The sequence below is a fragment of the Micromonospora sp. DT63 genome (assembly GCF_049841615.1).
In the GTDB taxonomy this organism is placed as follows: Bacteria; Actinomycetota; Actinomycetes; order Mycobacteriales; family Micromonosporaceae; genus Micromonospora.
In genome coordinates, this window is the sequence record NZ_JBNCKQ010000005.1 from 319,432 (window position 1) to 342,437 (window position 23,006).

General features: G+C 72.6%; 23 protein-coding genes. 13 read left to right on the forward strand and 10 right to left on the reverse strand.

All coding sequences use genetic code 11. The features are described 5' to 3' along the window. The gene (locus ACLQ27_RS20540) at positions 1-1,482 is read right to left on the reverse strand and encodes an alpha,alpha-trehalose-phosphate synthase (UDP-forming) (protein ID WP_357575200.1); all 1,482 of its coding nucleotides are present in this window, start codon (positions 1,480-1,482) and stop codon (positions 1-3) included. 168 nt (positions 1,483-1,650) lie between these two features. Then, complete coding sequence (locus ACLQ27_RS20545) at positions 1,651-2,511, reverse strand: DUF308 domain-containing protein (RefSeq protein WP_234586926.1); 861 nt, start codon at positions 2,509-2,511, stop codon at positions 1,651-1,653. A gap of 367 nt (positions 2,512-2,878) precedes the next feature. On the opposite strand from ACLQ27_RS20545, the gene ACLQ27_RS20550 reads away from it, so the two are divergent. Further along, positions 2,879-3,556: a lysophospholipid acyltransferase family protein gene (locus ACLQ27_RS20550; RefSeq protein ID WP_357496736.1), complete on the forward strand. Its 678-nt coding sequence runs from the start codon at positions 2,879-2,881 to the stop codon at positions 3,554-3,556. A gap of 6 nt (positions 3,557-3,562) precedes the next feature. Here the strand turns inward: ACLQ27_RS20550 and ACLQ27_RS20555 are convergent, their stop codons facing one another. After that, the gene (locus ACLQ27_RS20555) at positions 3,563-7,138 is read right to left on the reverse strand and encodes an ATP-binding protein (protein WP_425868168.1); all 3,576 of its coding nucleotides are present in this window, start codon (positions 7,136-7,138) and stop codon (positions 3,563-3,565) included. A gap of 116 nt (positions 7,139-7,254) precedes the next feature. Here ACLQ27_RS20555 and ACLQ27_RS20560 point away from each other — a divergent pair, with 116 nt between their 5' ends. Beyond that, positions 7,255-7,452 (forward strand): hypothetical protein, encoded by a 198-nt coding sequence (locus ACLQ27_RS20560; RefSeq protein ID WP_357496740.1) that lies wholly within the window; start codon positions 7,255-7,257, stop codon positions 7,450-7,452. A gap of 145 nt (positions 7,453-7,597) precedes the next feature. Here the strand turns inward: ACLQ27_RS20560 and ACLQ27_RS20565 are convergent, their stop codons facing one another. Further along, a complete protein-coding gene (locus ACLQ27_RS20565) occupies positions 7,598-8,290 on the reverse strand; it encodes a Crp/Fnr family transcriptional regulator (protein ID WP_007463121.1) in 693 nt (230 codons plus the stop codon). A gap of 238 nt (positions 8,291-8,528) precedes the next feature. Here ACLQ27_RS20565 and ACLQ27_RS20570 point away from each other — a divergent pair, with 238 nt between their 5' ends. The 5 genes from ACLQ27_RS20570 (at position 8,529) to ACLQ27_RS20590 (ending at position 12,221) form a co-directional block, all read left to right on the forward strand. Further along, complete coding sequence (locus ACLQ27_RS20570) at positions 8,529-9,026, forward strand: polyadenylate-specific 3'-exoribonuclease AS (protein ID WP_374109293.1); 498 nt, start codon at positions 8,529-8,531, stop codon at positions 9,024-9,026. Positions 9,027-9,104: 78 nt separating this feature from the next. Next, positions 9,105-9,608, forward strand: a complete 504-nt coding sequence (locus tag ACLQ27_RS20575; RefSeq protein ID WP_357496742.1) for a pyridoxamine 5'-phosphate oxidase family protein — start codon at positions 9,105-9,107, stop codon at positions 9,606-9,608. Positions 9,609-9,765: 157 nt separating this feature from the next. Next, on the forward strand, positions 9,766-10,794 hold the full coding sequence (locus ACLQ27_RS20580) for a 6-phosphofructokinase (RefSeq protein ID WP_234587020.1): 1,029 nt from the start codon (positions 9,766-9,768) through the stop codon (positions 10,792-10,794). A 112-nt stretch (positions 10,795-10,906) separates the two neighbouring features. Then, positions 10,907-11,725, forward strand: coding sequence for a pyrroline-5-carboxylate reductase (gene proC, locus ACLQ27_RS20585; RefSeq protein WP_357496744.1), 819 nt, complete (start codon positions 10,907-10,909; stop codon positions 11,723-11,725). Positions 11,726-11,870: 145 nt separating this feature from the next. Continuing rightward, complete coding sequence (locus ACLQ27_RS20590; RefSeq protein WP_234586913.1) at positions 11,871-12,221, forward strand: DUF2203 domain-containing protein; 351 nt, start codon at positions 11,871-11,873, stop codon at positions 12,219-12,221. 216 nt (positions 12,222-12,437) lie between these two features. On the opposite strand, the gene ACLQ27_RS20595 is transcribed toward ACLQ27_RS20590, so the two are convergent. The 4 genes from ACLQ27_RS20595 to ACLQ27_RS20610 all read right to left on the reverse strand — a co-directional run bounded on the left by ACLQ27_RS20595 (position 12,438) and on the right by ACLQ27_RS20610 (position 15,185). Continuing rightward, on the reverse strand, positions 12,438-13,109 hold the full coding sequence (locus tag ACLQ27_RS20595) for a class F sortase (RefSeq protein ID WP_425868171.1): 672 nt from the start codon (positions 13,107-13,109) through the stop codon (positions 12,438-12,440). Beyond that, a complete protein-coding gene (locus ACLQ27_RS20600; RefSeq protein ID WP_357575205.1) occupies positions 13,079-13,933 on the reverse strand; it encodes a DUF4397 domain-containing protein in 855 nt (284 codons plus the stop codon). Before ACLQ27_RS20600 ends, ACLQ27_RS20595 begins: the two co-directional genes overlap by 31 nt. Before the next feature lie 282 nt (positions 13,934-14,215). Beyond that, positions 14,216-14,881 carry a class I SAM-dependent methyltransferase gene (locus ACLQ27_RS20605; RefSeq protein WP_425868174.1) on the reverse strand — a complete coding sequence of 222 codons (666 nt, stop codon included), beginning with the start codon at positions 14,879-14,881 and terminating at the stop codon, positions 14,216-14,218. A 79-nt stretch (positions 14,882-14,960) separates the two neighbouring features. Then, positions 14,961-15,185: a GntR family transcriptional regulator gene (locus ACLQ27_RS20610; RefSeq protein WP_354858235.1), complete on the reverse strand. Its 225-nt coding sequence runs from the start codon at positions 15,183-15,185 to the stop codon at positions 14,961-14,963. Positions 15,186-15,435: 250 nt separating this feature from the next. Here ACLQ27_RS20610 and ACLQ27_RS20615 point away from each other — a divergent pair, with 250 nt between their 5' ends. Together ACLQ27_RS20615 and ACLQ27_RS20620 are read left to right on the forward strand one after the other, a co-directional pair. Beyond that, positions 15,436-15,636, forward strand: coding sequence for a hypothetical protein (locus ACLQ27_RS20615; RefSeq protein ID WP_425868176.1), 201 nt, complete (start codon positions 15,436-15,438; stop codon positions 15,634-15,636). Positions 15,637-15,737: 101 nt separating this feature from the next. Next, on the forward strand, positions 15,738-17,339 hold the full coding sequence (locus ACLQ27_RS20620) for a glycosyltransferase 87 family protein (RefSeq protein ID WP_425868178.1): 1,602 nt from the start codon (positions 15,738-15,740) through the stop codon (positions 17,337-17,339). Between the two features lie 27 nt (positions 17,340-17,366). On the opposite strand, the gene ACLQ27_RS20625 is transcribed toward ACLQ27_RS20620, so the two are convergent. Continuing rightward, positions 17,367-18,041, reverse strand: a complete 675-nt coding sequence (locus ACLQ27_RS20625; RefSeq protein ID WP_425868180.1) for an NADPH-dependent F420 reductase — start codon at positions 18,039-18,041, stop codon at positions 17,367-17,369. Between ACLQ27_RS20625 and ACLQ27_RS20630 the strand changes: the two genes are divergently transcribed. After that, a complete protein-coding gene (locus tag ACLQ27_RS20630) occupies positions 18,007-18,339 on the forward strand; it encodes a hypothetical protein (RefSeq protein WP_425868182.1) in 333 nt (110 codons plus the stop codon). The two genes, ACLQ27_RS20625 and ACLQ27_RS20630, sit on opposite strands and share 35 nt — an antisense overlap. Before the next feature lie 79 nt (positions 18,340-18,418). On the opposite strand, the gene ACLQ27_RS20635 is transcribed toward ACLQ27_RS20630, so the two are convergent. Further along, on the reverse strand, positions 18,419-18,913 hold the full coding sequence (locus ACLQ27_RS20635; RefSeq protein ID WP_357496758.1) for a glutathione peroxidase: 495 nt from the start codon (positions 18,911-18,913) through the stop codon (positions 18,419-18,421). 176 nt (positions 18,914-19,089) lie between these two features. On the opposite strand from ACLQ27_RS20635, the gene ACLQ27_RS20640 reads away from it, so the two are divergent. From ACLQ27_RS20640 to ACLQ27_RS20650, 3 genes are all read left to right on the forward strand, one after another. Beyond that, positions 19,090-20,721 (forward strand): glycosyl hydrolase family 18 protein, encoded by a 1,632-nt coding sequence (locus tag ACLQ27_RS20640; protein WP_425868184.1) that lies wholly within the window; start codon positions 19,090-19,092, stop codon positions 20,719-20,721. 237 nt (positions 20,722-20,958) lie between these two features. Then, a complete protein-coding gene (locus ACLQ27_RS20645; protein WP_234589061.1) occupies positions 20,959-21,471 on the forward strand; it encodes a nuclear transport factor 2 family protein in 513 nt (170 codons plus the stop codon). 87 nt (positions 21,472-21,558) lie between these two features. Beyond that, positions 21,559-22,965: a class II 3-deoxy-7-phosphoheptulonate synthase gene (locus ACLQ27_RS20650; RefSeq protein ID WP_357575209.1), complete on the forward strand. Its 1,407-nt coding sequence runs from the start codon at positions 21,559-21,561 to the stop codon at positions 22,963-22,965. The last annotated feature ends 41 nt before the right edge of the window (positions 22,966-23,006 follow it).

The window sequence follows — 23,006 nt, forward strand, 5'->3', positions numbered from 1 at the left end:
TCAGCCGCCGGTGTGCTGCGCGGCGGAGGTGGCCCGGGTCGCCGGGTGCGGCACGAGGGGGGCGCCGTCGCCGCTGGTGAGGCGGCCGACCAGGGCGCCGCGCTCGTCCAGCGCGCTCAGGTAGGAGCGCGCCCAGGCCCGGATGTCGTGCTGGTGCAGGTGGGCGCGCATGGCCCGCATCCGTTCGGTGACGTCGGCGGGACTGGCCCGCAGCGCCGTGCGCAGCGCCTGCTTGAGCCCTTCCAGGTCGTGCGGGTTCACCAGGTACGCCTGCGACAGTTCGGCGGCCGTGCCGGCGAACTCGCTGAGCAGCAGCGCGCCCGTGTCGTCCACCCGGGCGGCGACGTACTCCTTGGCGACCAGGTTCATCCCGTCGCGCAGCGGGGTCACCGCCATCACGTCGGCGACCCGGTAGAGCGCGGCCAGCTCGGCCCGGTCGAAGGGCTGGGTGAGGTAGTGGATGGCGGGCTCACCGACGCGGCCGAACTCGCCGTTGATCCGGCCCACCTCGCGCTCGATGCGTTCGCGCAGGATCTGGTACTGCCCGACGCGTTCCCGGCTCGGCATGGCGACCTGCACCAGCACCGTGTCGCGGACCTTGACGTCGCCGCTGGCGAGCAGCTCGCTGTACGCCTTGAGGCGCTGCTCGATGCCCTTGGTGTAGTCCATCCGGTCGACGCTGAGGATGACCTGGCGGGGATCGCCGAGGTCCTGGCGGAGGCGGCGGGCCCGCGCGGCGACGTCGGGGCGGGCGGCGAGGGCGGCCATCTCGGCCGTGTCGATGGAGACGGGGAAGGCGCCGATGCGCACGACCCGGTCGTCGATGCCGATCCGGCGGTCGGTGGCGGGCAGCTCCAGCACCCGGGTGACCAGTTGGGCGAAGTTGTGCGCCGCCTGAGCGCGCTGGAAGCCGACCAGGTCGGCGCCGAGCATGCCGCGCAGCAGTTCGGCCCGACGGGGCAACTGCATGAACAGCTCCGGCGGCGGGAACGGCACGTGCAGGAAGAAGCCGATGCGCAGGTCGGGGCGCAGCGCGCGCAGCTGCCCGGGAACCAGCTGGAGGTGGTAATCCTGCACCCAGACCACGCCGCCCGGCTCGGCCACCTCGGCGGTCGCCTCGGCGAAGCGCTGGTTGACCCGCTGGTACGCCTCCCACCAGCGGCGGTGGTGCTCGGGTTGCTCGACGGCGTCGTGGTAGAGCGGCCAGAGGGTGGCGTTGGAGAAGCCCTCGTAGTGGTCGCGCAGATCTTCGTGGCTGAGGGCGACGGTGTGCATGTGGACGCCGTCCACGTCCGGCAGGGCGGGCGCGGCCCCGGTGCCCCCGGCCCAGCCGACCCAGGTCGCCGGGGTGTGCCGGAGCAGGGGGTGCAGCGCGCTGACCAGCCCACCGGGACTGCGGCGCCACTCGCAGGCGCCGTCGGGCGCCTGGCTGTCGTCGATGGGGAGGCGGTTGGCCACCACCACGAGGGAACTCTGTCGCATCTCGGGCATTCCGATCAGCAGAGGACTGACCGCCACGAGGAAGGGAAAACCGGTCAGTCAGCGGGGGAAGTGACGTACAGCGGTATTCCTACTGACAGTAAGTTACACCATTGTTACGCCCCGGGCGGGGGGCGTCGTCGTCCCGCCATGCGGTAGACGGCGCGCGGGTCAGACGACGGCGCCGTTGTCCGGGTCGTCGTCGTCCTCGTCGCCGGGGCGCAGCCGCCAGATCAGCGTGACGAAGCCGGCCAGGATGCCGGTGAACCCGAACAGGGTGACCGCCGAGCGGTCCACCGGGAGCAGCGACGGGAAGAGGAAGAGCACGAACCCGACGACCACCGCGAGCGCGCCGACCACCGCGTACTTGGAGATCCGGGGCAGTGGCGGGGGTGGCGGCGGGTGGTAACCCTCGTCCTCGTCGTCGTCGGGCAGATCGGCGCCGAAGGTGTCCAGACCGTCCAGCAGCGAGGGCTCGTCACCGCGGGTGCCCCGGCCGACCGAGATCCCGGAGAAGTCGGTGGCCGACGGCAGCCGGCGGACGTCGGTGGCTGTCGGCCCGGCCTCGTCGACGCCGGAGCGGGCGAGCGGACCGGCCGTCGACTCGTCCCGGGTTTCCCGGTCGTCGCGCTCGTCCACGTCCTCCGCTGCCGGCCAGGGGCGCTCGTCGGCGGTCGAGGTGGTGTGGAAGCCGGCCACGATCCGGGCCCACTCGGCGTCGATGTCCGGTTCGTCGCGGGCCGGCGGCTGCTCCGGGGTGCTCTCGTCGGCGAGCTGGGTGAGGTAGTCGCGGGCCGTGGTCAGGTGCGAGCGGTCGACGTAGAGCCGATCGACCGGGCGGGCCGGAACCGTCGTGGTGCGGGTGACGGGGTTGAGGTCGGCGGAGGGTTGCAGGTAAGCGGCGATCCCACCGGCCGCCAGGACGTCGAGCAGGTGCTCGCCGACGCGCGGATCGACGTCGCCGACGACGGCGTACTCGCTCGCGTCGAGCCCGTTGTCCCGCCGTCCCCGGCGGGCACCACCCGCTGACACCCGGCAATCCTCCTCAACGCGCCCTCGGCGCGGCCGCCCCTGCCCCCTCGGCGTCCGTCCGCACGCCGTGCTCTGAATCGTGACACGTCGGAGGCCGGTTCCGGGAGTGCGTTGTGTCGCGTCTTGGAAAGTCAGGGGCACTGCCGCAGGTCGCGGCGGTGGCTCTTTGTCCGTTCTTGCGCGACACGTGCGATCTCGGTGATCGTCGGCGACCGGGTGTTTCGACCCGCCCACACCGTGCCGACGATCGAAAAAATGAGAGACGTCGACGTCCGTTGTGGTGCGAGCGCGGGCTTCGTAGGCTCGTCGGCGACGGCGGCGCTCCCGGCATGGTGCTGTCGCGGGCACACCACGGGAAAGGACGCCGGTGCTCTACTGGCTGTTGAAGTACGTTCTCCTCGGTCCGCTGCTCAAGCTGATCTTCCGCCCGCAGGTGGAGGGCCTGCACCACGTGCCGGCGACCGGGCCGGTGATCCTGGCCAGCAACCACCTCTCCTTCTCCGACTCGATCTTCACCCCGTTGATCATTTCGCGGAAGGTCACCTTCGTGGCCAAGGCCGAGTACTTCACCGGCAAGGGGATCAAGGGCTGGCTGACGAAGATGTTCTTCGTCGGCACCGGCACCATCCCGGTGGACCGCTCCGGCGGCCAGGCCGCCCGCGCCGCCCTGGACACCCAGCTGCGGGTGCTGCGCGCCGGGGGAGTGGCCGGCATCTACCCCGAGGGCACCCGCTCCCCGGACGGGCGGCTCTACCGGGGAAAGACCGGGGTCGCGCGGCTCGCGCTGGAGAGCGGCGCGGTGGTGGTGCCCGTGGCGATGCTCAACGCCGACCAGATCCAGCCGCCCGGCACGCTCATTCCCCGGATCGACCGGGTGCGGATCCGCTTCGGCGCCCCGCTGGACTTCTCCCGCTACGCGGGGCTGGCCGGCGACCGGTTCGTCGAGCGCGCGGTCACCGACGAGATCATGTACGAGCTGATGGAGCTCTCCGGCCGCGAGTACGTCGACATCTACGCGCAGAAGCTCAAGCCGGTGCCCGCCTGAGTCGTCTCAGCAGGCCACCGCCGGCCCCGTCGGGCTGATCGGCCGGCCGGCCAGCGCCAGCAGGCCCGGGGCGTCGTTGCGCAGCGCGAAGGTGCGGACCTCGGCGCGCGGCACCCGGGCGCCCGCCGGGTCGCCGGCGCGGGTCAGCTCCGCCGCCGCGAGCGCCAGCGCCAGCACCCGGTCGCTGACGTCCGGAATCCGCCCGTACGTCTCGGCGGCGGCCAGGTGCAGCTCGGCCGCCCGCCGGTGGTCGCCGTCGGCCGCCGCCACCGCCGCCGTCACCGTCCGCAGCGCCGCCTCCGACCACGGCGTGCGATGTCCGACCCGGTCCAGCATCGCCCGGACCCGCACGGAGGTGTCCCGGCCGGCCAGAGCGGCGGCGTACGCGGCGGCGGCGATCCACTCCCCGCTGGCCAGCGCCGGCACCGCCGACCAGGACCGGTCCAGCTCGTCGATCAGCTCCGCCGCCTCGGCGTCGCGGCCCTGCAACGCCCGGCACAGCGCCGCCATGCTCAGCATCGTCCACCGCAGGCGGTGAAAGCCGCTGCGCCGCGCGGTGGACAGCGCGTCGGCCAGGTCGGCCGGGTCCTCGTCGTCGCGGAGCACCAGCAGACAGCAGCGCAAACCCCGCACCTGCATGTCCCAGCTGCCCGTCGGCGTGTCCACGAACGCCTCCGCGGCGGCGAGCAACCGGCCGAAGTCACCCTCGAACCACGCCCGCATCGCCTCGGCCGAATAGCTCGTGGTCAGCGTCTGGCCGCTGGCCGTACGCGCCGGCGCGGCCGAGAGCAGGGCGTTCGAGCGCAGCCAGTCACCCTCCTCGCGGATCGCCCAGGCCAGGTTCTGGGTGGCCCGGGGCAGCGCGAGCAGCTGACCGGCGCGGGCGAACTCGACGATCGCGTGCAGCTCGTCCAGGCCGACCCGGTCACCGGCCTGGTAGCGGGCGGTGGCCGCGGTGATCCGCGCGTTGGTGCGCGCCTCGGTCAGGCCCAGCCGCTCCGCGATCTCCGCCGCGGTGTCCGCCGCCGACACGGCCGGGTCGCGCTCGTAGTTGAGCATGTGCAGGCGGCCCAGCTCGGCGTACGCGTCGGCCTTCTGCGGGCTGTCCGGCAACGGCTCGAACAGCTGGACCGCGCGGTCCAGGCAGGCCAGCGCGTCACCCCGGTCCGCGCGCAACCAGGCCGCCTGACCGAGCAGCGTCCACGCCCGTGCGGCACACGCGTCGTCGCCGTGCGCCGACAGCCGGTCCGCCAGCGCGTGCACCTGCTCCGGTCCGCCGCCGGACAGGAACGCGTTGCCGTCGCGGTAGAACGAGATCTCCGTACTGAGCAGCTCCAGCTGGAGCCGGCCCACCGGGTCGCTGTCGTCGGCCAGGCCCAACGCCCGGCCCGCGTGGCTCGCCGCCGCGTCCAGCCCGTGCAGGGCGTACGCCCGCCGGGCCGCCCGGTGCAGCGCCTGCCGCGCCGGCCCCGCGTACCGGCGGACCTGCATGCCGAGCGAGCGGGCGATCTCGTGGGCCGCCCAGCGGTGGTGGGCGAGCACCTCCGCCAGGTCGGTGTCGCGGCTGTGCGACAGCGCGTCGAGCCAGTCCGCGGCCCGCTCGTGCCGCGCCACCCGCTCGGTGCGCGGCAGCCGCTGGTAGCAGACGTCGCGCACCAGCACGTGCCGGAACCGGAACTCCGCCTGCCCCGCCATCGTCGACGCGGCCTGCTCGTGCACGAAGTCGCGCTGCTCCAGCCGGCGCAGCGCGCGCTCCACCGACTCGACCGGCTGCCCCAGCGCGGCGGCCACCGCACCCGGCCAGAACTGCACCCCCACCACCGAGGCCGCCAGCAGCACCGCGCGGTCCTTGGCGTCCAGCAGGTCCACCCGGTTGGCGATCACCGCGTGCACGCTCTCCGGCATGGTCAGTTCGAGCTGCTTGTCCAGCGACCAGCCCCGCCCGGACTGCCGCAGCGCGCCCTGTTCGATGAGCATCCGGACGTACTCGTGGGCGTAGAGCGGGTTGCCGCCGGCCACCTCGATGAGCGGGGTCAGCATGTCGGCGGAGAACGCCGCCTGGCCGAACAGGTGCGCGTACAGGGCGGCGATGCCGGTGTCGCGCAGCGGAGGCAGGGTGATGGTCACCGAGCCGGTGATGGTCCCGGCCCAGCTCGGGTCCCGGTCGACCAGTTCCGGGCGGGCGGTGCAGAGCAGCAGCAGCGGCGCCTCGCGGGCCGCCGCCCCGAGCAGTTCCACGAAGCGCAGCATCGCGTCGTCGGCCCAGTGCAGGTCCTCGAAGACCAGCACGGTGGGGCGGCGGGCGGCCAACGCCAGCAGGAACCGCCGCCACGCGGACTCGGCCTCCTCCGCCGGCAGCGGCGTGCCGGGCAGCCCGACCAGCGGGCGCAGGGCGTCCACCACCCGGTCGCGCTCGCCCGGGCCGATCAGCTCGCCCACGGCGGCGGCCAGCCGCTGCGCCGCGCTGGCGGCCGGGTCGGTGTCCAGGATGCCGGCCTCGGTCTTGACGATGTCGGCCAGCGCGGCGAACGTGACGTTCTCGCCGAACGGCGGGCAGCGCCCCGTCCGCCATGTCAGCGGCTCGTCGACCAGCCGGCCCGTGTGCCGGTACAGCTCGCGCAGCAGCCGGCTCTTACCGATGCCGGCCCGGCCGAAGATCGTCACCACCTGCGGCAGCCGGTCGCGCAGCGACCGGTGCAGGGCGTTGACCAGCATGCCCAGCTCGTGCTCGCGGTCGACCAGCGGCGTGGTGTCCGGCTCTCGATCGGTCGGCAGGCGGCGCAGTGGGGACAATGCGAGCCACACCTCGGTCGGCGACGACCGGCCGCGCAGGGTGACCGGGGGCTGCTCCTCGTAGCGGATCGTGTCCCTGGTCAGCGCGTGCGTGGTGCCGCACACCAGCACCCCGCCCGGTGGCGCGACCGACTGCATCCGGGAGGCGGTGTTCACCACGTCGCCGGCCACGATCGCCTGCCCGCCGTCCCGGGCGGCGGCCACGTCGACGAGGGCCTCCCCGGTGGCCACCCCCACCCGGAACCGCATCTCGGTGCTACCCGTCGGCGCGAACCGGGTGAGCACCCGTTGCAGCTCCAGCCCGGCCCGGACGCAGCGCAGCGCGTCGGTCTCGGTGGCGATCGGGGCGCCGAACAGCGCCATCACCGCGTCGCCGATGTACTTCTCCACCACCCCGCCGTACTGGCCGACGACCCGGCGGGCCGCGGAGAAGAAGCCGGTCTGCATGCCCCGGACCTGCTCCGGGTCGGCCCGCTCGACGTACGGGGTGAAGTCGATGAGGTCGACGAAGAGCACGCTCACCCGGCGGCGGTCCTCCTGCGGGGCGACGGCGGCCGGCCGGTCCGCGCCCGGCCGGGGCGAACCGCACGAGGTGCAGAACGTGACGTCCGAGGCGAGGGGGCGCAGGCAGTGCGGGCACACGGCACCGAGCTCGGCACCGCAGCCACCGCAGAAGCGGTCGCCGTCGGCGGCCGTGCGTCCACAGCGCCCACACTGCGCGGCGATGACACACCCTCCATGGCGATCCGGGCCGACGCCCCCCGTCGTCCCGTCACAGGGCAGTATCACCGCCCACGTGGCTGTCAGGTAACCGGCCTGTTGGCTTGTGGACAGTCCACCTTGGGTCCGGCGGACTACATTCAGTCCGCCACATCTTCGATCAGCGACCAGAGGGGGACAGGTCAATGGTGTACGTCAAGCTCGAGAGCGACTGGACCGACGGCAACGGGGTCAGCCACTCCGCGGGCGAGTCGGTCGACGTCGACGCCGCCACGCTCGCCACGCTCCAGGCCGAGGGCATCGTCAGCGAGCAGTCGAACGGCCCGGGCGGCGACAGCAAGGGCCCGAACAAGTGGGCCGGCCCGGGCAGCCCCGGCGTCTGAACCGCGCGTCGGTGACGCGACGACACGGCCGGGCCGCCCACGGGTGACCCGGCCGTGTCGTGTCGTGGTGCGCTGCCCGTCGGTGCGGCTCAGCGGTCGGTTACGCCGACGCTGCGGTGCGGCTCAGCGGTCGTTCGCGGCGCGCTCAGCGGTCGTTCATGCCGGCGCGGCGGCGCAGCGCGGCCACGTCGGTGACGACGATCCGGCGGCCCTCGGTCCGCAGCCAGCCCCGGCTGGCGAAGGAGCCGATCGCCTGGTTGACGCTCTGGCGGGAACCGCCGGCCATCTCGGCGAGCTGGCTCTGGTTGAGCTCGATCGTGATCATCGGGGCCTGGCTCTCGCCGGCCAGCCGGACCAGTGTCTTGGCGACCCGGCCGGGCAGGTCGAGGAAGACGTGGTCGGCGTTCTGCTCGGTGAGCCGACGGATCAGGCCGCCCAGCGAGCGCATCACCGCGTCCAGGATGCGCGGGTTGGAGTGCACGAGTTCCATGAACGCGCCCCGGGACAGGGCGAGCGCCGCGCAGTCCTCGATGGCCTCGGCCGACGCGGACCGGGTGGAGGCGTCGAGCAGGGAGACCTCGCCGAGCACGTCCGGAGGACGGATCACCGACAGCACCGCCCGCTCGCCGGTCGGCGCCGTGCGGAAGACGGCCACCGCGCCGCGGCGCAGCACGATCAGCGACTCGCCCGGGTCGTTCTCCACGAAGAGCAACTGACCCTTGCGGTAGGTGCGCGGAACAGCGGCCGCGATGACGCGCTGGCGCACCTCGGGCTCCAGCCCGGCGAACATCTCGACACCCGTGAGCGCGTCACCCGGCTCCGGCAGGCGCATCTCCACGGCCCAACCCCTCCCCGGTCATGGACCACACAATCGCTCACCGGGTGAACCTGATGGCCCTGACAAGGTGAACTGACACCGATTCGGCATCCGGTAGCGGTACACATCAGATCATGACGGTCCAGTCGCTTGCTGTACACCCCTCGAAGCACTTCCGTGACCGTCGCGAGCTGCGGCGTACTCCCTGCACCGGCCCCCGCCGGCCGCTGCCGGCCGGCGGTGGGCGAGGATGGCCGGAATGGTCTACCGCTACTTCTACGACTGCGAGTTCATCGAGGACGGCCGGATCGTCGACCTCGTGTCGATAGGTGTCGTCGACGAGTACGGCCGCGAGTTCTACGCGGTCTCCACCGAGTTCGACGACTCCCGTGCCGTGCCCTGGGTCCGACGCAACGTGCTGGACCGGCTGCCGTCTCCGGCGGACCGGGCCTGGCGTTCCCGGGAGCGCATCCGTGACGACCTGTACGACTTCCTCATGGAGCCGGTCCGGGACCGGCCGGGGGAGCAGCTGGAGCTGTGGGCCTGGTACGCGGCGTACGACCATGTGGTCCTCGCCCAGCTCTGGGGGGCGATGCCGGCGCTGCCCCGGGAGATCCCCCGGTTCACCAAGGACCTGCGCCAGCTCTGGGACGACCGGGGCCGGCCGACCCTGCCGGACGCGGACGCGGCCCGGCACGACGCCCTGGTCGACGCCCGGCACAACCTGGCCCGCTGGCGGGCGATGACGGCACGCTGAGCGGTCGTCGTACCTTTGTAGGTTTGACCGGTTCTGTCCCGGGCAACGGTTCGACCAGTCGAGCCGAGGGAGACTGCCATGAGCAACGATCCGACCAGCATCGCCGAGGCCCGGACGCGGGTCACCGAGCTGGTCCGCGCCGCACGGATCTGCATGCTCACCACGATCGCACTGGACGGGCGCCAGGTGAGCAGGCCGATGGGGCTGCAGGAGGCCGAGTTCGACGGCGACCTGTGGTTCTTCGCCTACGCCGACTCCGCCAAGGTGCGTCAGATCCGGGTCAACCCGGAGGTCAACGTCGCCTTCTCGGACCAGAAGCACAACGCCTGGGTGTCGGTCTCGGGCACCGCCAACGAGGGTTTCGACGCCGAGCGCGCCCAGCGGCTGTGGAACCCGGTGCTCAAGGTCTGGTTCCCGGACGGGCTGGACACGCCCGGCCTGACCCTGATCAAGGTGCACGCCAGCTCCGCCGAGTACTGGGACTCGCCGAGCAGCACCGTGGTCAATCTGCTCGGGTTCGCGAAGGCCGCCGTCACCGGCCAGCCGCCGGAGGCCGGCGAGAACCGCGAGGTGACGTACTGACCCGCCGCCCCCGGGGCGCGCTGTCGTCGCGCAGGTAGGCCGACTACAGTTCGCAGTGACGGCCCGCCCCGGGCCGGCAATGGCGCCGATGGTCTGACCTGACACATACCTGGGGCATATCGGGCTTTACCTGATGCTCCAGGAGGATGAGCGGATCATGCGTATCGGCGTGCTCACCGGCGGCGGCGACTGCCCAGGTCTCAACGCGGTCATCCGGGCGGTGGTCCGCAAGGGCGTCGCCACCTACGGTCACGAGTTCGTGGGCTTCCGGGACGGTTGGAAGGGCCCGCTGGAGGGTCTGTCCCGTCCCCTGGGCATCGCGGACGTCCGCGGCATCCTGCCCCGTGGCGGCACCATCCTCGGTTCGTCCCGGACCAACCCGTTCAAGATCGAGAACGGCGTCGAGCGGATCAAGGACAACCTCGCCGAGCAGGGCGTGGACGCGCTGATCGCGATCGGCGGCGAGGACACCCTCGGCGTGGCCACCAAGCTCTACGAGCTGGGCGTGCACGTGGTCGGCGTGCCGAAGACGATCGACAACGACCTCGGCGCCACCGACTACACCTTCGGCTTCGACACCGCGGTCAACATCGCGATGGAGGCCATCGACCGGCTGCACACCACCGCGGAGAGCCACCACCGCACCCTGGTCGTCGAGGTGATGGGCCGGCACGCCGGCTGGATCGCCCTGCACGCCGGCCTGGCCGGCGGCGCCAACGTGATCCTGCTGCCCGAGCGTCAGTTCGACGTCGACCAGGTGGCCGGCTACGTCGAGAAGCGCTTCCAGCACCAGTACGCCCCGATCGTCGTGGTCGCCGAGGGCGCCCAGCCGCTGGACGGCCAGATGGTGCTCGCCAACCAGGAGCTGGACTCGTTCGGCCACGTCCGCCTCGGTGGCATCGGCCAGTGGCTCGCCGAGCAGCTGGAGGCCAAGACCGGCAAGGAGGCCCGCACCGTGGTGCTGGGCCACATCCAGCGCGGTGGCACCCCGACCGCCTTCGACCGGGTGCTCGCCACCCGCCTGGGCCTGCAGGCCATCGACGCGGTCAACGACGGCGACTGGGGCAAGATGGTCGCGATGCAGAGCACCGACATCGTCCGGGTGCCCCTCGCCGAGGCCACCCGCGAGCTCAAGACCGTGCCGCTGGAGCGGTACGCCGAGGCCGAGGTCTTCTTCGGCAGCTGATCGACGGTAGGACGGCGCGGCGGGCCACCGGTCCGCAGCTGGTCAACGGCACGACGCGGCGGGCCGGTTGGTCCGCCGCGCCGTGCTCCGACGCGAGAGGGGTACGGCCGAGATGTCAGCCGAGGTGCACACGGTCGCGGTGATCGGCGCCGGCAAGATCGGCGAGCTGATGCTCTCCGGGCTGCTGCGCTCCGGATGGCCGGTGGAACGGCTGCTCGCCACCGCCCGCCGCCCGGCCCGCGCCGAGGAGCTGACCGCCCGCTACGGCGTACGGGTGGTCGACAACCTGGCCGCCGTCGACGAGGCGGCCGTGCTCGCGGTCTCGGTCAAGCCACAGGACGCCGCCGCGCTGCTCGACGAGATCGGGCCCAAGGTGCCCGCCGACAAGCTCGTCATCTCGCTCTGCGCCGGGCTGCCCACCAGCTTCTTCAACCGCCGGCTGCCCGAGGGCACCCCGGTCGTCCGGGTCATGACCAACACCCCGGCGCTTGTCGACCAGGCGATGACCGCCATCTCGGCGGGCGCGTACGCCACCGGGGAACACCTCGCCCTGGCCGAGGAGATGTTCAAGCCCCTCGGCCAGACGATCCGGGTGCCCGAGTCACAGCAGGACGCGGTCACGGCGCTCTCCGGCTCCGGCCCGGCCTACTTCTACCTCCTGGTCGAGGCCATGATCGACGCCGGGATCCTGCTCGGGCTGCCCCGGCAGGTGGCGCACGAGCTGATCGTGCAGACCGCTATCGGCTCCGCCGTGATGCTGCGCGACTCCGGCGAGCACCCGGTCAAGCTGCGCGAGGCGGTCACGTCGCCGGCCGGCACCACGATCTCCGCGATCCGCGAGCTGGAGAAGCACGGCGTACGCGCGGCGCTGCTCGCCGCGCTGGAGGCCGCCCGGGACCGCGCCCGCGAACTGGCCGCCCAGGCCGACTGACTCCACCGAGCGGCCCGCACCCGCCGACCGACACCGCCCGGGACGTCCTCGCCGCCGGCAGCGCCGAGTCGCCCGGCCTTCCCGTGACCTCCGCCGCGCCACTCGCGGGGCATGCGCGGCACGGCACGTGGCGCATACTGGCGGCGTGTTCACACTCGCTCAGGCCCGGCACCTGGTGGCCACCCTGCAGCCGCGTGTCGACGAGCTGATCCGGCTCCGCGCCGACCTCGCCGAGCTGCGTGTCGACCTGGCCGACCACGGCGTCAGCGCGCTCGGCGGACTGGCCGAGGTGAAGGGGCTGGAGGCCCGGCTGCACGCCGTCGTCGAGGAGCTGCACCAGCACGAGATCCAGGTCAAGGGCATCGCGCCGGTGCTGCTCGACTTCCCCGGCGAGCGGGCCGGCCGTGCGGTGCTCTGGTGCTGGCTGGAGGGCGACTCCGACGTGCGCTGGTACCACCGCGCCGAGTGCGGCTTCGCCGGCCGCCGCCCGGTCTGACGCCGGCCTGCCGCTCTGACGTCGGCCCCGCCCGGTCTGGCGTCGGCCTCGCCCGGTCTGGCGTCGGCCTCGCCCGGTCTGGCGTCGGCCTCGCCCGGTCTGGCGTCGGCCTCGCCCGGTCTGGTGTCGGCCCGCCCGGCGGTGATCGACTCGGGATCCGGGAATCCGGGGTGTCGGGCCGGGCCGGACACCCCGACCTCCCGCACGCCGAGGTGATCAGCCGTCGGCGATCGCGAACACCACCACGTTGTCCCGGTAGTGCCCGCGCCGCCGGTCGAAGTCGCCCCCGCAGGTGACCAGACGCAGCTCCGCCCCGGGCGTCGGGCCGTACACCACGGCCGTCGGGAACCGGTCCTTGCGGGTACGCAGCGATCCGGTCACCCGGAACGACAGCCACCGCCCGCCGCGCCACACCTGGACCAGGTCACCCGGACGCAGCTCGTCGAGCCGGGCGAAGACCGCCGGGCCGCTGCGCGAGTCCAGGTGCCCGGCGAGCACGGCCGGGCCGGTGTCGCCGGGTGCCGGGCCGCCGCCGTACCAGCCGGCCGTGTCGAACTCGGCCGGCGGAACGAGTACGCCGGCGCGGTCCAGGCCGAGCACCGTGAGCTCCGAGTCGACGCGGATGCGCGGCACGCGTACCCGCGTGGGTGGACCTGCCGGCCGCGGCGGCGCGGCCACGGACGGGCAGCCGTCGGCGCAGCCGGGGTGCCAGCTCGCGGCCGGCGGCGGCGGGCCGGTGGTGGCCAGCCCGACCCCGGTGCCGGCGGCCAGGCAGACCGCCGCGCCGGCCGCGACCAGCGCGGCCAGCGGCGCCCGGCGGTCGCGATGCCGTCGGATGGCGGCGGCGGGCCCGATGCTCACCAGGTGGTGCGCCGCCGCCGGCGCCACAGGAGCAGACTCGCCGCGCCGGCCGCCGCGGCCAACCCGCCGGCCACCAGGGGGTACGCGCCGAACCCGGCGTCGGACGTGCCGCCCGCACCGGTGTCCACGCCGCCGGCCGGTGCGACGGTGCCGCCCTCGGCGTCGCGGCGCAGCTCGGCGGTGAGGCCGCCCTGCTTGTCGTCGAGCACCAGCAGCGAGTAGACCGCGCCGCCGGTGAGCCGCACCTCGGCGTCGGTGCTCGGGCCGCCCGCGCCGGTGAGCCGCAGCTTCCAGGTGCCCGGCTCGACCTGCTGGTAGTCCGTGGTGGTGGCGAACTGCACGCCGTCGGCGATCGTCGGCCCGTCAGCGGCGGCGACGTCGAGAACGGGTGTGCGCACCGACGCCTGCACGACGCGCACCTTGGCCCGGCCCTGGGTGGGAGCGCTCAGATCGTCGGTGAGCACCCGCAGCCCCAGGTCGGCGTGCCGCCCGACACCGGCCACCGTGTACGCGCCGCCACTGGTCACCGCCACCTCGGTGGTGAGCACCGGCGGCTCGCTGGCGGGCGTGCCGGCCTCGCGCATCGCCACCGCGTACCGCCCCGGGGGCAGCCGGAGATAGTCGGAGACCACGCCGTAGCCGACGCCCGGGAACACCCTCGGCTTCGCGGCGCCGGGGGCGGCCAGGTAGACGTCGACGGCCGGGGTGTCGGGGGAGAGGTGGGCGAGGCGGACGTAGCCGACGGTGTCCGCGCTGGCCGGGGCCGCCGCGGTGGCGGCGAGGGCGGTGCCGAGCAGGAACGCGCCAGCGCCGGCGAACAGCCGGCGGGACGCGGTACGGAGCGTGTGCATGTCGCCTCCGGAAGGGCACGTTCGGTGAGCGGGCGGCAACCCACGGACAGAGTCCCGTGTGTGGGACTCCGACGCAAGTTGTGCGCGCAATGTTTCTTCGCGCCGCGCCGCGCCGCTGCCTGCGCTACCCCGCGCCGCTGCCCGCGCTGCCTGCCGCAAGATCGTGCTCGATCCAGGATGTAGTGGTCTCGGCGTCGGGAGGATGCCACTACATCCAGGATCGAGCGCGATCTTGTAGTGCGGCGCGAGGAGATCCCGACCCAGAACGCCGGGCTGGTGCCGCTACCGCACCGCGAGGAAGCCGAACAGGTCCGGCACGCCTCCCGAGCCGGCCTCGACGAACCGGACCGGTCGGAGGCCGGCGGCCACTGTCGCGTTGAGCAGGTCGGCGAGCGGCACGTGCCAGGCGCCGACCCGGACCCGGACGCCGCCGGTGTTCCAGCTGTCGAAGCTACGTGACCTGTCGGCGTAGCGTTCGTCGACGACGACGCTCGGGTGGCGACCCCAGTCGGCGAACGCGCCCACGAAGCACGGGTGCACGCCCACGTGCACGAACCTCCCGCCCGGGCGCAGCACCCGGCCGACCTCACGCAGCACGGCCGGGTAGTCGGGCACGTCGGTGCTGGACAGGACGCACATCGCGGCCGGCAGGGAGGCGTCGGCGACCGGCAGGGCGGCGGCGTCCCCCCGGGCCACCGGCAATCGATCGCGCGCGTGCCGCAACTGCCCGCCGGACAGGTCCACACCCACCGGTGTCCAGCCCAGGTCGCCAGGCACGGACGCGTGCGCGCCGGTGCCGCAGCAGATGTCGAGGCAGGGCCCCTCGCCCGTGCCGAGCAGGTCCGCGACGGCGGTGTGCACCCGCCGGAGATAGTCGCCACCGCCCGAGATGAAGCCCTCGTACCAGTCCGCGTGAGCGTCGTACGCCGGTGTGCTCGTCGCTCCCATCCGCCGATGCTACTGACGCACGCCCGGCCCCCCGTCCCCGTTCTTCCGAGGGCAGACACGGCCGGATCGTCCCCGCTGGCTACTCCGCTTCGGCCACGAAAACGCCCTGCCCCTGTTGGCCGTAGACCAGGTTTCGTTGGTGCAGTTCGCGTACGGCCCGGTAGGCGGTCGATCGTGCCACGTTGTAGATCTCACCAATTTCCGAGACCGAGGGCAGTTGATGGCCGGGCGGGTACTCCCCGGAGTTGATTCTGCGCGCGATGTCGTCGGCGACACGGAGGTAGTGCGGTGGCCTGGTAGGCATGATCGGCTCTCCTGGACTTCAGCGAAGATCATGCTTCCAGCCGGGGCCTGGGCAGGACAAGTGGCGACGCGACTCGACTGAGCACAGTGAGAACTTGACTACAGTGAGACAGTGGATACAGTGAGACAGTGATCGGACTCTTCTGGACTTCAGCACCCCGAGGTTTTCGATCCATCCACCCCTGGAGGGCGCGAAGCATGGCCTCCGCCCTCCAGGGTGTGCATCTCGTGACCTCGGGAAGGTGCGTGCGATGGCGATCGACGAGCCGGTGTCCAGGGCGACGGAACTCTTCATGGCCGAGCGGGTCCTCGACGCTCACTGGTCCCGAGTGCATGATCGACCCTGGCCGACGGGCGGCTGTCTGGAGTGTCAAGGTCAGCACGACTGTCCGCAGTTGGACTGGGCCCTCGGAATCGTGGCGGACGTCGCCTCGGTGCTCTTTCAGAAATAGCGTCTACGCCCGACAGTCGAGGCCGTGAGCGCCTCCGTTGGACCGCCTGGCCAACGGTTGACGGGCCATCGCTCGGCCTCGCGTTCGCCTATTCTCGGGCGATGCGGGATCGCCGGGTGGCGCTGGCGTGGGCGGCGTTCGTCGTCGTCGCGCTGGTGTCCTGTGTGCTCGTGCTCAGGCGCGGTGACCGACTCTCCGACCTGCACATCTACTACGGCGCGCTGTCCGATCTGCACGCGGGCCGGCCGCTGTACGAGTACCGCGCCCGAAACGGCGGGCCGTTCACCTATCCGCCGTTCGCCGCCCTGGTGCTGGCCCCGATCACCGCAGTCAGCGAGGGCGTTCTCCAGGGCGTCTGGCTGGTGGCGACGTGCGCGGCGGTCGTCGCCATCGCCGCGATGGTCGGTGTCGCGCTGAGCACCGATCGGTCGCACCGCCCACTGGTCGTCGCGGTGGCCGCCACGGTGTTGATGCTGTCGGCGCCGGTGCAGAGCAACCTGCGGTTCGGGCAGGTCAGCGTCTTCATCGTGATGCTGGCACTGCTGGACGGGATGGGCGTCGGCCCACCCCGGCTGCGCGGGGTGCTCGTCGGGGTGGCCGCGGCGATCAAGCTGACCCCGCTGCTGTTCGTCGCGTACTTCCTCGCCACCGGGCGCTACCGCGACGCCGGCCGCGCGGTGGCGACGTTCGGCGCCTGCGCCGCGGTGGCGGCGGTCGTGCTGCCCGCCGAGAGCTGGACGTACTGGACCGAGGCGGTCCGGCAGACCTCGCGGATCGGCAACCTGGCCTCGCTGGGCAACCAGTCGGTGCACGGGATGCTGTTGCGCATCGGGGTCGACGAGGCGGCGCTGCCCGTGCTCTGGGCCGGGCTGGTGGCGGTGATCTGCGGGGCGGCGCTGCTGCGCGCCCGGCGGTTGGCCGGGCAGGGCCGGCCCGGGCACGCGGCGATCCTCGTCGGCTGCGCCACGGTGGCCGCGTCCCCGGTGTCCTGGACCCACCATCAGGTGTGGCCGGTGCTCGCCGCGATGCTGCTGGTCGGCGCGTCCGGCATCACCCAGCGGGTGGCCGGCGCGGCGTTGCTCGCCGCCATGGTCGTCTCGCTGGGCGCCGTCCTCGGCCCGGTGTCGACGCGGCCGGGCGTGCAGTTCCTGTTCGAGAACGCCCGAGCCGTCGGCGTGTGCCTGCTGTGCCTGGCCGGTTTCGGCGGTGTCGCGGTCGCGGCCGTCCGGAGCAACAGGCGATCCGCCGCCGGCCGGGCCTGGCTGCGGGTGGGCGTCTCGGCCGTGGTGGCTCTCGCCTTCTTCGCCGTGCAACCGCTGCCCGCCGGAGCGGACCCCACGTTCAAGGCGTACGTCCTCGACGACGTCGCCAATCCACGATATTTCTTCGTCTGCCGAGGCCCGGCCGAGTGCGCCGCCTACGCCACCGACGCGCCGGTCACCTTCGGCACCCGTGCCGAGAAGACGAAGGTCCGGGTCAACGGTGTGGTCTCCGCGCGGGTGGCCCGGCTGGCGTACTACTCCGCCCCGGGCGGAGCGCCCCGGGACATTCCCCTGCTGGCGGCCTACCCGGGTACGCGGACGTTCTCGTTCCGGTCGGCGAGCATGGCGCAGGGCCGACTCGTCGCGTACGCCGTGGACGGCCAGCCCATCGCCAGCTACGACGACGAACTCGCCGCCGCCCTGGAGACGGCCACCCGGTAGGCGGTCGTCCCAGGACGGCGGCGGTGCTCAGCGGGTGGCGGCGGCCAGCGCGGCGCGCAGTTTCTCGGCGTCACTCGACGCGGGGTGCTCCCAGTCGGTCGGCGTGGCGGCGTAGAGCGTGCCGTACGCCGGGGTGTCCGGCTGGTAACGCCACCCCTCGGCCAGCGAGCCGGCATCCACCGTGTCGTAGCCGATCCGGTCCAGGAAGGCGGTCACCTCGGCCTTCGCGGCGGCGTCGTCACCGGCGATCGCGAGGGCGCTGCGGTCGGCCGCCCCGGCCGGCCGGCCGAGCGAGGCGAGGGCCTTGAAGTAGATGTTGTTGAAGACCTTGACCACCCGCGAGGTCGGCAGGTGCTGCTGGAGCAGCTCGCTGCTGGTGATCTCACCCGCGTCCAGCTCCGGGAAGGCCCCGTCGCGCTGCGGGTAGTAGTTGTTGGTGTCGATGACGACCTTGCCGGACAGCGGCTGCGCGGGCACCGCCCGGTACGCCTTGAGCGGCACGCTGACCACCACCAGATCACCGATCTGCGCCGCGTCCTGCGTCGTGCCGGCGCTGGCCCGCTCACCCAACTCGTCGACCAGGTCGGTGAGCGTCTCCGGCCCGCGCGAGTTGCTCAGCACCACGTCGTAGCCGGCGTCCACCGCCAGCCGGGCCAGGGTGCCGCCGATGTTGCCGCTGCCGATCAGTCCCACAGTTGTCATGCTTCTTCCCAACTTCGTCCACCCACGACGCATTCCCGACCGGCGCGGTGGGTTATTCTGGTTACCCGACGCGGAGCGGCTGCGCGGACGGCCGGCGCGGTCCACCCGGCCGCGCGCCGAGCCGGTTCTGCTCACGCTACTGCTCGCGCTGGCCGCCAACCCGTCCCGCGGGGATGTGCCACCCGACGGTGGTCGGCCCGGGCACCGCCGCCCCGACCCGCACCTGGTGCTGGTGCTGGTGCTGGTGATCAAGAGGTTTGCGTCAGATGAAGGCTCACCCCTGACGCAAACCTCTTGATCACCGCGAGCAGGCCCGGCGCGGGCGGGCCGGGCGCGAGCAGGCCCGGCGGGGGCGGGCCGGGCGCGGGCGGGGTGGGTCAGGCGGGGGTGGGGAGGGTTTTCTCGATCGCCGTGCGGAGGTCGTCGGAGGTGGGTTCGACAGTGGGAGCGAAGCGGGCGGCGACCGTGCCGTCCGGGGCCACCAGGAACTTCTCGAAGTTCCAGCGGACGTCCCCGGTGTGCCCGTCGGCGTCCGGGGTCTCCACCAGGGCGGCGTACAGCGGGTGCCGGTCGGGTCCGTTCACGTCGACCTTCTCGGTCAGCGGGAAGGTCACCCCGTAGTTGACCTGGCAGAAGTCGCTGATCTCGGCCGCCGTGCCTGGCTCCTGCCCGGCGAACTGGTTGCACGGCACGCCCAGCACCACCAGGCCACGCTCGGCGTACGTGTCCGCGAGGGTCTGAAGGCCGGCGTACTGCGGGGTGAGACCGCAGCGGGAGGCGACGTTGACCACCAGCAGCGCCCGGCCCCGGTACTGGGCGAGGTCGGCGGGCCCGCCGCTGAGGGCGTCGATCGGGATGTCGAAGACGGTCATGGGCCCGAGGCTACGCGCCGGCCCGTGACCCCCGAGCGATGACCTGCGGCTCGGCGCGGGCGCAGTCCACGCACCAGGAGAAATCGAAACATGGACATCTTGACGAACTGATGACGGCGTGAGTACCGTCTCACCATCTCTTTTGGAAAGTTTCCTAACAGTTCGGGAGACGCCTTATGAAAAGATCGCTCCGCCGGGCCCTCTGGGCCGGTGCCGTGGTCGCCGTGACCGTCGCGGCGGTGCCGATGACGACCGCGTTCGGCGCCGGCACGGTCACCACCACGTTCGCCAAGGCACAGGACTGGGGGACCGGCCACGAGACGAAGGTGACCGTGACCAACGGCTCCAGCGCCACGGTCGCCACCTGGCGCATCGAGTTCGACCTGCCGTCGGGCACCACCATCAGCAGCGCGTGGGACGCCGACGTCACGAGCAGCGGCAATCACTACGTCGCGGTCAAGAAGAGCTGGGCCGGTGGGCTCGCCCCGGGCGCCTCGTTCAGCTGGGGCTACAACGGCACCGGCGCCTACAAGGCGCCGCTGAACTGCACCGTCAACGGCGCACCGTGCGGTGGCGGCACCCCGACCACCCCGCCGACCACGGCCGCGCCCACCACCGCGCCGCCCACGACCGCACCGCCGACCACGGCGCCGCCCACGACCGCACCGCCCACCACGCCACCGCCGAACACGGGCGGCAAGAAGGTCGTCGGCTACTTCGCCGAGTGGGGCGTCTACGGCCGTAACTACCACGTCAAGAACATCCAGACCAGCGGCTCGGCCGCCAAGCTGACCCACATCCTGTACGCCTTCGGCAACACCACCGGCGGTCGCTGCACCATCGGTGACAGCTACGCGGACTACGAGAAGGCGTACACGGCGGCGGACAGCGTGGACGGCGTCGCCGACACCTGGGACCAGCCGCTGCGCGGCAGCTTCAACCAGCTGCGCAAGCTCAAGCAGCTGAACCCGCACCTCAAGGTGATCTGGTCGTTCGGCGGCTGGACCTGGTCCGGCGGCTTCACCCAGGCCGCCCAGAACCCGGCCGCGTTCGCCGAGAGCTGCTACAACCTGGTCGAGGACCCGCGCTGGGCGGACGTCTTCGACGGCATCGACGTCGACTGGGAGTACCCCAACGCCTGCGGTCTGACCTGCGACACCAGCGGGCCCAACGCGTTCAAGAACGTGATCGGCGCCCTGCGGTCGAAGTTCGGGTCCAGCGCGCTGGTCACCGCCGCGATCACGGCGGACGGCAGCAACGGCGGCAAGATCGACGCCACCGACTACGCCGGCGCCATCGGCAACCTCAACTGGCTCATGCCGATGACGTACGACTACTTCGGCGCCTTCAACGCCCAGGGCCCGACGGCGCCGCACTCGCCGCTCACCTCGTACACCGGCATCCCGCAGCAGGGCTTCAACTCGGACGCGGCGATCCAGAAGCTCAAGAGCAAGGGCGTCCCGTCCAACAAGCTGCTGCTCGGCATCGGCTTCTACGGTCGGGGCTGGACGGGCGTCACGCAGGCCGCACCGGGCGGCAGCGCCACCGGCGCGGCGCCGGGCACCTACGAGGCGGGCATCGAGGACTACAAGGTCCTCAAGAACAGCTGCCCGGCCACCGGCACGATCGCCGGCACCGCGTACGCCAAGTGCGGCAGCAACTGGTGGAGCTACGACACCCCGTCGACCATCAACGGCAAGATGACGTACGCGAACAACCAGGGCCTCGGTGGCGCGTTCTTCTGGGAGCTCTCCGGCGACACGAGCAACGGCGAGCTCATCGGCGCCATCAAGGGCGGCCTCGGCTGAGCCGACGGTCGACGCACCACCCACACGGCGGGGAGGGGCCCGCACCGCCTCTCCCCGCCCGTGCCGTACCGGCCCGGTCGACGCCCAGCGTCGGCCGGGCCGCCGGCTTGGGTGGGTCGGGCCCGAGTCGCCGGCCTCAGGTGGGTCGGCAGGGGTCGCCGGCCTTGGGCGGGTCGGGCCCGATGTGGCAGACTCGCGGCTCGGCACGTCTCGATTTCCCCGTCGACGGAGGTGGTCATGCGCCCGATCCACCGCAGGCTGGCGGCCGCCGCCGCCGGGCTGGTGCTGCTCCCGGCCGCCCTGGTCGGCTGCGGGATCGGCGGCGGTGACGAGGACGAGTCGGCCGCCAAGCCCGAGCGTGCCCCCGCCGAGGAGGCCGGCACCCGGTCTCGTGAGCGCGTGCAGGCGTACCTCGACGCGATGACCGCCAAGGACGTCGCCGCCGGCCGCAGCCAGCTCTGCGAGCTGCTGCACGACGGGTTCGACCTCGCCGCCACCGGCCCCAACGGTGACTTCGCCGACCACTTCGAGGTGCCCGAGGCGGCCATCACCGACGTCCGGTCCGGGCCGCGCGGCCAGGAGGTCAGCGTCTCGGTCTCGGTCACCGCCGGCAAGAGCAAGGTCACCCGCCCGCTGGTGTTCACCGTCACCCGCGACGGCGGCGACTGGTGCATCGCCGGGGAGGCGCCGGGCGGCAACCCGGCCGCCAGCCCGTCGCCGAACGGGGTCGGCGCCTCACCGGTGTCCTGACCGGCATCGGCGGGGTTGATCTCCCATCTGCCGGAACCGTCCCCCTCGCCGCTCGGGTACGCCCACGGTCGCCGTACGCTTTCTCTCATGCGCCATGAGTGGCATCAGCTGAGCCATCCCGCGGTGGGCAGCCCGGGCCTGCAGACCAGCCGTCCGACAGTCGACTCCGCCGAGGACGCCGCCCTCGGTCTGGACCGCTGGCGGGAGCTGCCCCGCGAGCAGATCCCCCCGTGGTCCGATCCGGCCGCCGTCGCCGAGGTCTGCAAGGTCCTCGACACCGTGCCGTCGGTCGTCGCGCCCTACGAGGTGGACCAGCTCCGGCAGAAGCTGGCCCTGGTCTGCGAGGGTAAGGCGTTCCTGCTCCAGGGCGGTGACTGCGCCGAGACGTTCGTCGACAACACCGAGAGCCACCTGCTGGCCAACGCCCGCACCCTGCTCCAGATGGCGATCGTGCTCACCTACGGCGCGTCGCTGCCGGTGGTCAAGGTCGCCCGGGTCGCCGGCCAGTACACCAAGCCCCGCTCGCTGCCCACCGACGCGCGTGGCCTGCCCGCCTACCGCGGCGACATGATCAACTCGCTGGAGGCCGACCCCGCCGCCCGGGTCGCCGACCCGCAGCGCATGATCCGGGCGTACGCCAACTCGGCCGCCGCGATGAACATGCTGCGGGCGTACCTGGCCGGTGGGCTCGCCGACCTGCACGCGGTGCACGACTGGAACAAGGGCTTCGTGAAGACCTCCCCGGCGGGGGAGCGCTACGAGGCGATCGCCCGGGAGATCGACCGGGCGCTGGCCTTCATCCGGGCCTGCGGGATGACCGACGACGAGGCGCTGCGGACCGTCACCCTCTACTGCTCCCACGAGGCCCTCGCCCTGGAGTACGACCGGGCGCTCACCCGGGTCTCCGACAGTCGGGCGTACGGGCTGTCCGGGCACTTCCTCTGGGTCGGCGAGCGCACCCGGCAGATCACCGGCGCGCACATCGACTTCATCTCCCGGATCGCCAACCCGATCGGCGTCAAGCTCGGCCCGACCACGTCCCCGGACGAGGCGATCGAGCTGTGCGAGAAGCTCAACCCGGACAACATCCCCGGCCGGCTCACGCTGATCAGCCGGATGGGCAACCACCGGGTCCGCGACGCCCTGCCGCCGATCGTGGCCAAGGTCACCGCCTCCGGCGCCAAGGTGGTCTGGCAGTGCGACCCGATGCACGGCAACACCCACGAGTCGTCCAACGGCTACAAGACCCGGCACTTCGACCGGATCGTCGACGAGGTGCTCGGCTACTTCGAGGTGCACCGGGGCCTGGACACCCACCCCGGTGGCATCCACGTCGAGTTGACCGGTGAGGACGTCACCGAGTGCCTCGGCGGCGCCCAGGGCATCGAGGACCTCGACCTGCCCGACCGGTACGAGACCGCCTGCGATCCGCGGCTCAACACCCAGCAGTCGCTGGAGCTGGCCTTCCTCGTGGCCGAGATGCTGCGTGGCTGACGCGAGGAGTGAGCTTGCGAGCCCCGCAGTCGGCAGCCGAA

Excerpts from the sequence above, each read along its gene's own strand:
- ACLQ27_RS20580 (WP_234587020.1), top strand. The coding sequence starts at position 9,766 with ATGCGTATCGGCGTGCTCACCGGCGGCGGCGACTGCCCAGGTCTCAAC.
- ACLQ27_RS20540 (WP_357575200.1), bottom strand. The coding sequence starts at position 1,482 with ATGCGACAGAGTTCCCTCGTGGTGGTGGCCAACCGCCTCCCCATCGAC.
- ACLQ27_RS20615 (WP_425868176.1), top strand. The coding sequence starts at position 15,436 with ATGGCGATCGACGAGCCGGTGTCCAGGGCGACGGAACTCTTCATGGCC.
- ACLQ27_RS20650 (WP_357575209.1), top strand. The coding sequence starts at position 21,559 with ATGCGCCATGAGTGGCATCAGCTGAGCCATCCCGCGGTGGGCAGCCCG.
- ACLQ27_RS20560 (WP_357496740.1), top strand. The coding sequence starts at position 7,255 with ATGGTGTACGTCAAGCTCGAGAGCGACTGGACCGACGGCAACGGGGTC.
- ACLQ27_RS20605 (WP_425868174.1), bottom strand. The coding sequence starts at position 14,881 with ATGGGAGCGACGAGCACACCGGCGTACGACGCTCACGCGGACTGGTAC.
- ACLQ27_RS20620 (WP_425868178.1), top strand. The coding sequence starts at position 15,738 with ATGCGGGATCGCCGGGTGGCGCTGGCGTGGGCGGCGTTCGTCGTCGTC.
- ACLQ27_RS20600 (WP_357575205.1), bottom strand. The coding sequence starts at position 13,933 with ATGCACACGCTCCGTACCGCGTCCCGCCGGCTGTTCGCCGGCGCTGGC.
- ACLQ27_RS20610 (WP_354858235.1), bottom strand. The coding sequence starts at position 15,185 with ATGCCTACCAGGCCACCGCACTACCTCCGTGTCGCCGACGACATCGCG.
- ACLQ27_RS20625 (WP_425868180.1), bottom strand. The coding sequence starts at position 18,041 with ATGACAACTGTGGGACTGATCGGCAGCGGCAACATCGGCGGCACCCTG.
- ACLQ27_RS20645 (WP_234589061.1), top strand. The coding sequence starts at position 20,959 with ATGCGCCCGATCCACCGCAGGCTGGCGGCCGCCGCCGCCGGGCTGGTG.
- proC (WP_357496744.1), top strand. The coding sequence starts at position 10,907 with ATGTCAGCCGAGGTGCACACGGTCGCGGTGATCGGCGCCGGCAAGATC.
- ACLQ27_RS20630 (WP_425868182.1), top strand. The coding sequence starts at position 18,007 with ATGTTGCCGCTGCCGATCAGTCCCACAGTTGTCATGCTTCTTCCCAAC.
- ACLQ27_RS20570 (WP_374109293.1), top strand. The coding sequence starts at position 8,529 with ATGGTCTACCGCTACTTCTACGACTGCGAGTTCATCGAGGACGGCCGG.
- ACLQ27_RS20635 (WP_357496758.1), bottom strand. The coding sequence starts at position 18,913 with ATGACCGTCTTCGACATCCCGATCGACGCCCTCAGCGGCGGGCCCGCC.
- ACLQ27_RS20575 (WP_357496742.1), top strand. The coding sequence starts at position 9,105 with ATGAGCAACGATCCGACCAGCATCGCCGAGGCCCGGACGCGGGTCACC.
- ACLQ27_RS20640 (WP_425868184.1), top strand. The coding sequence starts at position 19,090 with ATGAAAAGATCGCTCCGCCGGGCCCTCTGGGCCGGTGCCGTGGTCGCC.